This window comes from Plantactinospora sp. B5E13, from assembly GCF_039871775.1.
Taxonomy (GTDB): Bacteria; Actinomycetota; Actinomycetes; order Mycobacteriales; family Micromonosporaceae; genus Plantactinospora.
The window spans coordinates 75,330-87,208 of sequence record NZ_JBDPLT010000008.1 but is presented as its reverse complement, the minus strand read 5'-3'; the positions used below and the strand labels follow the sequence as shown (position 1 = coordinate 87,208).

Sequence of the window (11,879 nt, the reverse complement as noted above, 5' to 3'; positions counted from 1 at the left end):
CCGGCCACGTGGGCGCTGTGGGGTAAGCGCCCGAGCTATCCGATTTGTCAGTCCGATGTTCCGGGTCCCCTTGATCGGGTGTGCGTCATCGGGTCGGAATGTGTTACGTCGACGCGCGGCACAGGGCACGGGACATCAATCACGCTTTCCGCGGCGCTCATCGGGTCGTTCGTGCAGCAAGATCAATCCATGTCCGGCAACAACCGCGTCACGCCCGACACCCGTCCACCGGAGGTGCAGAGCATGTCATCAAGGTTGCCCCGTCGTCCGAGAAGATCCGCCGCGAGCCGGGGCGTCGCCACCGGCACAGTACCCGTCCAGGGCCCGGTACGGCGGACCGCCGTACCGTCGTCCGCGGGCGGGCCCGTCGGTGTCACGCTCAGACGCCACCTCGCGGTGGCGGCCGTGGCGCTCGTCGGGGTCGCCGGATCGACGGTGCTCGCCACCGGGCCGGCTGTCGCCCAACCGCTGCAGGCGCACTGCGGCACGGAGACCGGAAACAAGCCGGTCTCGGGCTTCATCAGCCACGACGAGTTGCGCGACCGCCTCCAGCAGACCGAGCACACCAGTGGCGGCAGGGTCGCCGTCGACATCGCCGGCCGCAGCAACCAGGGCCGGGAGATCTGGACGGCCCGGGTCGGTGAGGGCGACACGGTCGTGCTGATCCAGAGCCAGATCCACGGCAACGAGATGAACGGCACCGTCGCCCTGCTGGAACTGTTGAAGAGGCTCGGGGACAACTCGGCGCGCTCGGCACAGATCCGCCAGAACGTCACCGTGGTCGCCGTACCGAGGCTGAACGCGGACGGCGGCGAACTGGACCAGCGGCAGAACGCCCGGACCTGGGACCAGGTCGTCGCCGACTTCCCACAGCTCGCTGGCGCACAACCGGCCTGGAACTACAGCTCCCGGGTCGGCGGTTTCGACGTCAACCGCGACTTCAACCCCAACCTCGACTACGTACCGCAGCCGGCCGACCTCCCCGGCGACAGCGGCTCGGTCGGCTGGTACCTCACCCCCGAGGCCCAGACCACCCGCGACGTGTACCGGGCCCTGGAGCAGGAGTTCGGCACGGTGGACGTCTTCGTCGACCTGCACAACCAGGCGCCGTGCTACACCGGCGAGGGGATGGACGACTACACCACCCTCTCGATCTCGGGCCGGTTCATCGCCGACCCGGCCGCGCACGGCAACTGGCCCAGGTTCGACTACGACGCCTCACGCCGGGTCAACGTGGCCGTGTACGACGCCCTGCAGGGTGGCAACTCGCCGCAGAGCAAGGTGACGCTCTACCCGCAGGACACCGACCTGCCCGGCACCGCGCTCGGCTCGTTCGCCCTGCGGGGCAGCGCGACCATCCTGTTCGAGACCCGGGGACAGACCCAGTCCTGGAGCCAGAAGCAGAACGGCCTGCTGAACAAGCAGATCGAGGTCGGGCTCTTCGGTATCGTCGACGCGATCACCGACGGAACCCTGGACGACATCAACCCCGCGCGGTACGAGTTGATCCCGGAGCGGACCAACCTTCCGAACGACTGACCGTACGGACACGCCCCCGCTCCGGCCGCCGTCGGCGGGAGCGGGGGCGTGCCGGTCGTGGTCCGGTAGTGGGCGTCAGCCGCCGTCACGACCGGAGTCGGCGGTCACGGCCGGAGTTGGGCCAGGGCGGCGACCGCCACCCCGTACGCCGACCGCCTACCTGCCTCGTCGAAAATCCTCTGGTGGTTGGGGAAGTCGAGCGGTGCTCCCCACGCCCACCGTCCCACCTGGTACTCCGTCCAGGAGCCGACGGTGGGGTCGCCGCTGACCGAGAAGCAGGTGTACCAGGCCGGAACCCAGCTCTCCCCGGGATACATGTCCCAGTACTCCTCCGACACGTTGGGCGTGGCGTAGCAGTACGGCGTGAACGAGATCCTGATCCGGTCGAAGGCCGCGACCAGCAGCGCCTTCAGGCCCGTGGTGTCGAACCGGGCCTGGGCCCGGGCCACCAGTGCGATCGGTCCGACCGCGCCGAGCGCCATGCCCAACTCGTGTCGCGTCACCGAGTTCCCCGGACCGCCGACCGCTCCGTAGAGGCTGTCGATCAGGGTGACGCAGGCGGTGACGTCCTGCGCCCAGCGCTGCTTGAGGCTGAGCGAGAACTCCTCGATGTCGGCGAACTCGAGCACGTGGTGCCGGGCGCACGCCTTCGCCTCGGCGGCGGCGAGCTGGTCCATGTGCGCGATGATCGCCGTCTGCGACGCCTGCACCTGCTGCACGATAAGCGTTGTCGCCTGTTCCAGCGTCATTCCGCCGCTCTGTGAACTGTTGTAGTACGACAGCGCCTGCGAGGCGAAGGAGATCACGGTCGCGATCGTGCCCACGTCCACCGCCCGGGCCGGTTGCGCACCCCCGGGCACCACGAGTGCGGTCGCCAGGGCGCTGGTCGCCACCACCCGTAGCAGTCTTCGTCTCATCCCGTCTCCTTCGGTTCCGGCCGGCGTCCGCGGCACTCCGGTCCACCCCGTGCAGGCGCACGGTATTGAGCCGGGTTGGACGCGTACTGGAACGGAACTGGACGCGGTCGGTGGGGGACCAGTGGTGGACCAGCCGAGGTCCAGTCCCGTTCGGCACCCTGCCGGCAGCAGCTGTGAGAGGAGAGTCAGTATGAGAGCCAGTGCGCTGCGGAAACTCGCCGCCGCGGCGGTCGCCCTCGCGGTCGTGCTGCCCGGAACCGCGCAGCCGGCCCAGGCCGACCCGGACGGCCCCAACCCGTCACTGATCGAGTTCGTCGACCTGGCGCTCGACCTGGCGGGCCGGCTCGGCAGCGGCGGTGGTCTGAGCCCGGAGGCCATCGCCGGGATGACCCAGGACATCATCAACGCGCTCAACAACGCCGAGTCGGCGGTCATCGCACACGTCGACAGCATCGCCGCGGCGGACCTGCGGGGCGCCGCCCGGCACCACCTGCTGGAGTTCGACGACATCAACAACTTCGAGGAGGAGACGCTGGAGGACTGGGCCCAGTCGGTCAGCGGCGCGGCCAGTCTCGCCAACGAGTACCTCAACACGGTCTCGGACCGGCGGGCGGTCGACGACATCGGGTACGCCGCCATCACGCTCTACGGCCTGGCGTTGGTGGCCCGGGCGAAGGCCGGGTTCGGCACCACCCGGCTGAGGCAGGACTACCAGACCGCCCTGCTGAAGATCATCAACCGGCTGGCACCGAGCTGCCGCTACCACTATCCGGAGCCGAACGCGGTACCGATGATCCGGGCGTACACCTGCGAGGTGTACGGCGCCCACACGGCAACCCAGCTGGAGCAGTACCACCTCGGGGTGTGGCAGCTGGGACCGATCGACCCGGCGGCGGTGGAGGCGGCGTCGTACGCGAACACCAGCCGCCGGGTCGCGGTCGAGGTGCTGTCGACGCTGCCGTAACGGCACCCGGGCGCCTCGCGGGCCGGCTGACCGACCGGTCACGGCTCTCCGGCCGATGCCGGCCCGCCGCAGCCCCTGGCACACTGACCGGTATGGATGTCCTGGTGTCCTGGCGGCAGCGGGCCGTTCTCGCGGTCGCCGTGCTCTCCCTTGTGGTCAGTGGGGTCGCGCTGGCGGTGGCTCTGGCGGCGCGGCCCGACCGGACTCCGGTCGTCGCCGGGCGTGGCGAGGCCGGTCCGGACCTGACCCTGCGGTTGAGCGCCGCGATCGAGTTGCTCGGCGCGCCGAGCGAGACGGTACGGGCCGGCGCGGTCTTCACCCTGGAGGGCGTACTGCGGGACGCCCCCGAGCGGCAGCCCACGGTGACCGCCGTCCTCGCCGGGTTCATCCGGCAGCGGACCAGCACGGCGGATGCCACCGGCCGGACCGGACCAGACGGCGCGGTAAGGCCGGACAGTGCGGTAGGACCGGACAGTGCGGTAGGACCGGACGGCGCGGTGGAGCCGGACGGGGTGACACGGCGGCCGGCGGTGGACGTGCAGGCGGCGCTGACCGTGCTGGGCCGCCGGGACGTCGGCCGGGACCGTCCGGGGGACCGGCTCGACCTGACCGGCGCGGTGCTGACCGGGGTGTCGTGGCGGGGCGCGCCACTCGCCGGTGCACTGCTCGCCGGCGCCCGCCTGGACGGCGCCGACCTGCGGGGGGCCCGCCTCGACGGCGCCGACCTCACCGACGCGAGCCTGGTCGGGGTGACCCTGGACCGGGCCACCCTCCGGGACGCGGTGCTGGTCCGGGCCGACCTGACCAATGCCCGGATCAACCTGTCGACGCTCGACGGCGCGATCCTGACCGGGGCGGAACTCGTCGGCGCCGGGCTGGACGGGACCGGGCTGGTCGGCGCCGCCCTGATCGGCGCCGACCTGCGCGGGGCGCGGCTGGACGCCACCAACCTGGCCGACGCGAACCTGACCGACGCCGACCTCAGCGACGCGTACCTCGGCTACGTGACCGCGCCCGGGGCCGATCTCACCCGGGCGAGACTGGTGGGCTCGAACCTGATCGACATCGACCTCTCGGAGGCGCTGCTCGCCGACACCAACCTGAACCGCGCCTGGCTGCACGGGGCGACACTCGACGACACCCGGGTCACCGCCGACCAGATCAGCTGCGCGCTGCTCAGCGACCGGACCCTGCTGCCGGCGGCGATGCCCGTACCGGCCCGCCCCGCGCCCAGCTGCGCCGACTGACCGGCGCCCCACGCCACGGCGAGGACCACCACCGGCCGCCGACCGGCGACAGGAGAGGCCGGCCCCTTCCGCACACTCGTCAGAACGCGCAGGCGATGACCAGTTCCGGCGTACGGTCGGGCAGGAAGTCGAGCTTGCCGATCCGGCCGGCCGCCTTCAGGTCACCGGCGATGGTGGCGAGCTGCTCCAGCAGCGCCGCCGGTCCCAGGGCCTCGGCCAGCGGCACCTCGGTCCGCATCGAGAGCTTGCGTTCCGATTTCGCCCGCCGCACCTGGGTCAGTGCCGCGCCGGCCAGGTCCAGCAGCGCCGGGTCGCCGTCGGCGGCCACCCGCTGGACCTCGTACGTCGTCGGCCAGGGTGCCCGGTGCACCGAACCGTACCGCCACCAGGACCAGACCTCCTCGGTGACGTACGGCAGGAACGGGGCGAAGAGTCGCAGTTGCGCCGAGAGTGCGGCGGCGAGCGCGGCCCGGGCCGAGTCGGCGCCCGGCCCCTCGCCGTACGCCCGCTCCTTCACCAGCTCGATGTAGTCGTCGCAGAACGTCCAGAAGAACGATTCGGTGACCTGCAGCGCGTCGGTGTGGTCGTACCGGTCCAACGCGGCGGTCGCGTCGGCGACCACGGCGGAGAGCCGGGCGAGCATCGCGCGGTCCAGCGGCTCGGTCGCCGGCGCCCGCAGCGCGTCGGCGGCACCGAGACCGAGGGCGAACTTCGACGCGTTCAGCAGTTTGGTGCCGAGCCGCCGGCCGACCTTGATCTGGGCCGGGTCGAAGGCCAGGTCGGTGCCGGGCCGGCCGTTCGCCGCCCAGTACCGGACCGCGTCCGGGCCGTGCTCGTCGAGCAGGCCCATCGGGGTCTGCACGTTCCCCTTGGACTTGGACATCTTCTTCCGGTCCGGGTCGAGGATCCAGCCGGAGAGGATCGTGTCCCGCCAGGGCAGCACGCCGTGTTCCAGGTGCGACCGGACCAGCGTGGCGAAGAGCCAGGTACGGATGATCTCCTGCCCCTGGGGCCGCAGGTCCATCGGGAAGACCCGGGCGAACAGGTCCGGATCCCGCTCCCAGCCGCCGACGATCTGCGGGGTCAGCGACGAGGTGGCCCAGGTGTCCATCACGTCCGGGTCGGCGACGAAGCCGCCCGGCTGGCCACGTTGCGCCTCGACGTAGCCGACCGGCACGTCCGAGGTGGGGTCCACGGGCAGCGCGGACTCGTCCGGCGTGAGAGGCTGGGCGTGGTCCGGCTCGCCAGTGTCGTCGAGCCGGTACCAGACCGGGAACGGCACCCCGAAATAGCGCTGCCGGCTGATCAGCCAGTCGCCGGTCAGGCCGCTCACCCAGTGCTCGTAGCGGTGCCACATGTGCGCTGGCACCCAGTTCAGCTCCCGCCCGCGGGCCAGCAGTCCGGCCCGGAGTTCGGCGTCCCGACCACCGTTGCGCAGATACCACTGCCGGGTCGAGATGATCTCCAGCGGGCGGTCGCCCTTCTCGTAGAACTTCACCTGGTGGGTCACCGGGGTCGGCTCGCCGACCAGGTCACCGGAGGCGGTCAGCAGCTCCACGATCCGCCGCCGGGCCGCGTTCACCGGCAGCCCGGCCAGTTGTGCGTACGGCTGCGCGGGCACCGCCTCCGGCGGCTCGGGGAGCAGCCGTCCGTCCCGGCCGATCACCACCCGGGTCGGCAGCCGCAGCTCCCGCCACCAGGTCACGTCGGTCAGGTCGCCGAAGGTGCAGACCATCACCAGGCCGCTGCCCTTCGCCGGGTCGGCCAGCGGGTGCGGGTACACCGTCACCTCGACCCCGAACAGCGGGGTGGTGACGGTGCCGCCGACCAGGTCGGCGTACCGCTCGTCGTCCGGGTGGCAGACCAGCGCCACGCAGGCGGGCAGCAGTTCGGGGCGGGTCGTCTCGATGTGCACGTACCGCTCGTCGCGTCCCGGCCCGGGCGCCGCAGCGGTGCCGGTGCTGCCCGGCCCCGACGCCACGACCTCGAACCGCAACCGGTGGTACGCCCCCTGGCGCTCCCGGTCCTCCAGTTCGGCCTGGGCGACCGCGGTGCCGAAGCCGACGTCCCAGAGCGCCGGCGCCTCGGCGGTGTACGCCTCACCCCGAGCCAGGTTCCGCAGGAACGCCCGCTGGGCGGCGGCCCGGGCCACCGGCCCGATCGTGGTGTACGTCAGCGACCAGTCCACGGACAGCCCGAGCCGCCGCCACAGCGCCTCGAACGCCTGCTCGTCCTCGGCGGTCAGCTGCTCGCAGAGCTCGACGAAGTTGCGTCGGGAGATCGGCACCGGCTGTTTGCGCGCCTCGTCGCTGACCGGCCGCTTCGGCGGCTGCCACGCGGGGTCGTACGGCAGTGTCGGGTCGCACTTCACCCCGTAGACGTTCTGCACCCGACGTTCGGTCGGCAGCCCGTTGTCGTCCCAGCCCATCGGATAGAAGACGGTCCGGCCGCGCATCCGCTGGAAGCGGGCCACCAGATCGGTGTGGGTGTACGAGAAGACGTGCCCCATGTGCAGTTCGCCGGATACGGTCGGCGGCGGGGTGTCGATCGAGTACACGTCCGAGCGGGTCCTGCTCCGGTCGAACGCGTAGGTGCCCTCCTCCTGCCAGCGGGGTGCCCACTTCTCGGCCAGCCCGTCCAGGCTGGGCCGCTCCGGGACCCCGGTGCGGTGGTGCCGCTCCGTATCGGTCATCCGCCGATGGTACGGGAGCGGTCTCACCGGCCGAGAGCTGTTTTACCGCCGCTGGCCAGCGGTTCCGCCGGTCGACCCGGTTCCGCCGGTCGCTCCGGTTCCGCCGGTCGGTCCGGGGTGGCGGATCCGGTGGGCCAGTCGTCGAGCAGGAACCGGCGGACCAGGGCGGCGTGCGACAGCGGGCTGCGTTCGTCGGCGACGTCACCGTTCGTGGTGTAGTCGAGCAGGACCACGTCCCGTTCGGCGGCGAGGCGCCGCAGCTCGGTGACCAGGTCGGCGGCCGGGTGCTCCAACACCCACCGGTACGCCGGCAGGTAGATCCGACGTCGCGCCTCGGCGTAGCCGAGCAGCGTCCGACCGGTCAGACCGGCCCGGTGACCACGCACCGGGCCGTACCGGCGTACCGTCCGCTTCAGGCCCGTCATGCTGGTCACCCGCAGTTTGCCCGGGTCGACGTCGGCACCCTCGAAGACCTTCAGCGCCTGCCAGATCCCCTCGACCGACTCGGCGTGGACCCCGGGGGTCAGCGGCACCGGGATGTTGCCGTGTGGATAGAACGGGCTGAGCCGGACCCAGGGCTGCGGGCCACGTGAGGTCACGTCGAGCACCAGGGCGCCGGGCGCCGCCGCCTCGATCGCCGCCGCCGACCGACGTCGGCTCAGTACCCGTACGACCATCGGTGTCCGTCCCCTTCCGGATCTGGTGCCCGGCATGCTGCCGTACGGGTACGACACGGTCGCTCACACCAGGGAGTCCCGCCACTGCCGGTGCAGGGCCGCGTAGCGTCCGCCCCGGGCCACCAGGCTCCCCGGTGGGCCGTCCTCGACCACCCGGCCGCCCTCCAGGACCAGCACCCGGTCGGCGATCTCGACGGTGGAGAGCCGGTGCGCGATCACGATCGCGGTCCGGTCGGCCAGGATGGTCCGCAGCGCCCGTTGCACCAGCCGTTCGCTCGGAATGTCGAGCGACGAGGTCGCCTCGTCGAGGATCAGCACGGCCGGGTCGGCGAGGAACGCCCGGGCGAACGCGACGAGCTGGCGTTGCCCGGCGGAGAGCCGGCCGCCGCGCCGGTGCACGTCGGTGGCGTAACCCTCGGGCAGCGCGGTGATGAAGTCGTGCGCCCCGATGGCGTCGGCCGCGGCCATGATCTCGGCGTCGCTCGCCGTCGGCCGGCCGAACCGGATGTTGTCGGCGACCGACCCGGCGAAGAGATGGTTCTCCTGGGTCACCATCACCACCGCCCGGCGCAGCTCGTCGTCGGCGACGTCGCGCAGGTCGACGCCGTCCAGCCGGACCACGCCCCGGGTCGGGTCGTAGAACCGGGCGACCAGCTTGGCCACCGTCGACTTGCCGGCCCCGGTCGCCCCGACCAGCGCCACGGTCTGGCCGGCCGGGATGGTCAGGGTCAGCTCCGGCAGGATCGTGGTCTGCGGCCGGTAGCCGAAGCCGACCGCGTGGAACTCGACCGCCCCGCGTGGCGGATCGGTCGGCAGTGGACGCGGGTGTGCCGGCTCCGGCACCTCCGGCCGTTCGTCCAGCACCCCGGCCAGCTTCTCCAGCGCGGCGGTGGCGGACTGCAACGAGTTGTAGAACTGGCTCAGCTCCTGCATCGGCTCGAAGAACCGGCGCAGGTAGAGCAGGAACGCGGCGAGTACCCCGATCTCCATTCCGCCGTCCAGCACCCGGGTGCCGCCGTACGTCAGCACCACCGCGATCGTCACGTTGCCGATCACCTTGATCGCCGGGGAGTAGACGGCGAGCAGCCGGAACGCCCGCAGGTTGGCCCGCCGGTAGTCGTCGTTGACGACGGTGAAGATCTGCTGGTTGCGGGGTTCGCGGCGGAACGCCTGTACGGCCCGGATGCCGCCGAGCGACTCGACGAAGTGGACGATCACCAGCGCCACCGCCTCCCGGGTACGCCGGTAGGCGTGCGCGGAGGCGCGGGCGAACCAGCGGGACAGCCAGAGCAGGAACGGGAACGCCAGCAGGGTGGCCGCGGCCAGCGGCGGGTCCAGCCAGAGCAGGATGCCGGCGACCGAGACGATGGAGAGCCCGGCGAGGACGAGGTCGTCGATGCCGCCGTCGACCAACTCGGCGATCGAGTCCATGTCGCTGGTCAGCCGGGCGACCAGCCGACCCGAGGTGTAGCGCTCGTGGAAGCTGACCGACAGGCGCAGGAAGTGGTCGTACACCCGGCGGCGCAGGTCGAGCAGGATGGCCTGGCCGATCCGGGTGGAGAGGGTGAGGAAACCGCGTTTGCCGGCGTACTCGGTGAGCGCGGCGAGCCCGAACGCGACGGCGACGGTGAGCAGCGGCCCCGGATCTCCGGCGCGCAGCGGCCCGATGGCCCGGTCGATGCCGAGCATCACCAGGTACGGGCCGGCCATACCGGCCGCGTTCTGCACCAGCAGCAGGGCGACGGCGACGGCGATCAGCCGCCGGTGTGGTCGGATCAGCGAGCCGAGCAGCACCCGGCTGCGGACCCGGAGCCGGCGGAGGCCCTGCGCGGTGTCGCTCTCGGCGGCGGTGCGGTCCGCGCCCGGGTCGGCGGCGACGCCCCGCCACCCGGCCACCCCGTCGACGGCCACGCCGTCAGCCACACCGGCGGCCGGTCCGTCGGCTACGCCGTCAGCTGCTCCGGTCGGCGTCACGACCGGACCAGTCCGAGTTCGTCGGCGTCGCCGGTGGCGGAGAGTACCGCCCGGTACGCCGGTACGGTGCCGAGCAGTTCGCTGTGGGTGCCCACGGCGGCGATCCGACCGTCGGCGAGCAGCGCGACCCGGTCGGCGAGCGCCACCGTCGACGGTCGGTGCACCACCAGCAGCGCGGTGGTGTTCCGCAGTACCCGGGCCAGCGCCGCCTCCACCAGGGCCTCGGTGTGTACGTCGAGGGCGGAGAGCGGATCGTCGAGGACCAGCACCCGGGGCCGGCCGAGGACGGCCCGGGCCAGGGCCAGCCGCTGCCGCTGCCCGCCGGAGAGGGAGAGCCCCTGCTCGCCGATCCGGGTGGCGAGCCCCCACGGCAGGTCGTACGCGAAATCGGCCTGGGCCACCCCGAGCGCGGCGCGGATCTCGTCCTCGTCGGCGTCGGGATTGCCGAGGGTGAGGTTCTCCCGGACGGACATCGAGAAGAGGGTGGCCTCCTCGAACGCGACCCCGACCCGCTGCCGCAGCGAGTCGAGTCGGATGTCCCGCACGTCGTGCCCGTCCAGGGTGACCCGTCCGGCGGTCACGTCGTAGAGCCGGGGAACCAGGGACAGCAGGGTGGTCTTACCGCAGCCGGTGGCACCGACGATGGCCAGTGTCTCGCCGGGTTCGACGGTCAGGTCGACGTCGCGCAGCACCGCCGGCCCGGTCGGGTAGCCGAACCGGACCCCGTCGAACCGCAGCGCCCCGCCGGGGTCGGTCGGTCCGGGTACGGCCAGGGCCACCGCGCCGGGCCGGTCGACGATCGTCGGCCGGGTGTCGAGCACCTCGTGGATCCGGTCGGCGGCGGCGATCGCCTCCTGGGCGTTGGCGATGATCCAGGCGAGGGACTCGATCGGCCAGATCAGCATGAGCTGCAGGGTCACGAAGGCGACCAGTTCGCCGATGGTGAGGGCGTCGTGTGCCACGGCGACGGCGCCGGCGGCCAGGACCGCGCCGAGGGTCAGGTTGGGCAGCAGGTCGAACTGGGCCGAGGTCCGGGCCAGCAGCCGGCCCTTGCCGGTCGCGGTGTCGTGCAGTTGCCGGGTGCCGGTGGCGAACCGACGTACCATCTCCGGCCGGCGGCCGAACGCCTTGACGGTGCGCATCCCCTGCGCCGACTCCTCGATCAGGGTGGCCAGGTCACCCTGTTCGTCCTGGAGCCGGCGGGCCGCCACCAGGTAGGCCCGGGTGAACCGCCGGCTGGCCAGGAAGAGCGGCACGGTGCCGGCGGCGACCAGCAGGCCGAGCCCGACGTGCAGGGTGGTCAGCAGCACCACCACGGTGACGTAGGTGGTGGTGTTGACGATGAGGAAGAGCAGCCCGAAGGAGAGGAAGCGGCGGATCACCGAGAGGTCGCTGGTGACCCGGGAGAGCAGTTGGCCGGACTGCCAGCGGTCGTGGAAGCCGATGTGCAGCCGTTGCAGGTGGGCGTAGAGGTCGTCGCGGATGCTGGTCTCCATGCCGACGGCCGAGGAGGACTGGGCCCACCGCCGTATGAAGATCAGGAACGCCTCGGCCAGCCCGAGCAGCAGCGCGAGCAGGCCGAGCTGGAGCACCCCGGCGGGGTGGCGGTCGGCGATCGGCCCGTCCACCACCTGCCGGATCACCAGTGGTACCGCGATCCCCGCCCCGGTCGCGGCGAACGCCGCGATCAGCAGCCAGCCGAGCTGACTCCGGTAGGGGCGGAGGTAGTGGCGTAGTCGCCAGAGGTTGCGGGGCAGCCGGACGGGTGCCGGGCGTGCTTTCCGGGAGGCCGGTCCAACCCTGGGCTCGTCGTCACGATCCGGGGCCATTCCCCGACGGTACGGTAAACATCGACGCCGGTTGAGTCAT

Annotated in this window: 8 protein-coding genes; 3 read left to right on the top strand and 5 right to left on the bottom strand. The window is 72.1% G+C overall.

What is annotated here, in order from left to right; all coding sequences use genetic code 11:
* Positions 1 to 405: 405 nt before the first annotated feature.
* Positions 406 to 1,539: a M14 family zinc carboxypeptidase gene (locus ABGB05_RS10055; RefSeq protein WP_347652944.1), complete on the top strand. Its 1,134-nt coding sequence runs from the start codon at positions 406 to 408 to the stop codon at positions 1,537 to 1,539.
* A gap of 104 nt (positions 1,540 to 1,643) precedes the next feature.
* Here ABGB05_RS10055 and ABGB05_RS10050 read toward each other — a convergent pair whose 3' ends face one another.
* Positions 1,644 to 2,456 (bottom strand): hypothetical protein, encoded by an 813-nt coding sequence (locus ABGB05_RS10050; RefSeq protein ID WP_347652943.1) that lies wholly within the window; start codon positions 2,454 to 2,456, stop codon positions 1,644 to 1,646.
* Between the two features lie 190 nt (positions 2,457 to 2,646).
* On the opposite strand from ABGB05_RS10050, the gene ABGB05_RS10045 reads away from it, so the two are divergent.
* Positions 2,647 to 3,420 carry a hypothetical protein gene (locus ABGB05_RS10045; RefSeq protein ID WP_347652942.1) on the top strand — a complete coding sequence of 258 codons (774 nt, stop codon included), beginning with the start codon at positions 2,647 to 2,649 and terminating at the stop codon, positions 3,418 to 3,420.
* 92 nt (positions 3,421 to 3,512) lie between these two features.
* Positions 3,513 to 4,667, top strand: a complete 1,155-nt coding sequence (locus ABGB05_RS10040; RefSeq protein WP_347652941.1) for a pentapeptide repeat-containing protein — start codon at positions 3,513 to 3,515, stop codon at positions 4,665 to 4,667.
* A gap of 79 nt (positions 4,668 to 4,746) precedes the next feature.
* On the opposite strand, the gene valS is transcribed toward ABGB05_RS10040, so the two are convergent.
* The 4 genes from valS to ABGB05_RS10020 all read right to left on the bottom strand — a co-directional run bounded on the left by valS (position 4,747) and on the right by ABGB05_RS10020 (position 11,839).
* The gene (valS, locus tag ABGB05_RS10035) at positions 4,747 to 7,359 is read right to left on the bottom strand and encodes a valine--tRNA ligase (RefSeq protein WP_347652940.1); all 2,613 of its coding nucleotides are present in this window, start codon (positions 7,357 to 7,359) and stop codon (positions 4,747 to 4,749) included.
* Positions 7,360 to 7,382: 23 nt separating this feature from the next.
* Positions 7,383 to 8,036, bottom strand: coding sequence for a hypothetical protein (locus tag ABGB05_RS10030; protein ID WP_347652939.1), 654 nt, complete (start codon positions 8,034 to 8,036; stop codon positions 7,383 to 7,385).
* 63 nt (positions 8,037 to 8,099) lie between these two features.
* Positions 8,100 to 9,959: an ABC transporter ATP-binding protein gene (locus tag ABGB05_RS10025; RefSeq protein ID WP_347652938.1), complete on the bottom strand. Its 1,860-nt coding sequence runs from the start codon at positions 9,957 to 9,959 to the stop codon at positions 8,100 to 8,102.
* Between the two features lie 47 nt (positions 9,960 to 10,006).
* Positions 10,007 to 11,839, bottom strand: a complete 1,833-nt coding sequence (locus ABGB05_RS10020; protein WP_347652937.1) for an ABC transporter ATP-binding protein — start codon at positions 11,837 to 11,839, stop codon at positions 10,007 to 10,009.
* Positions 11,840 to 11,879 lie beyond the last annotated feature (40 nt).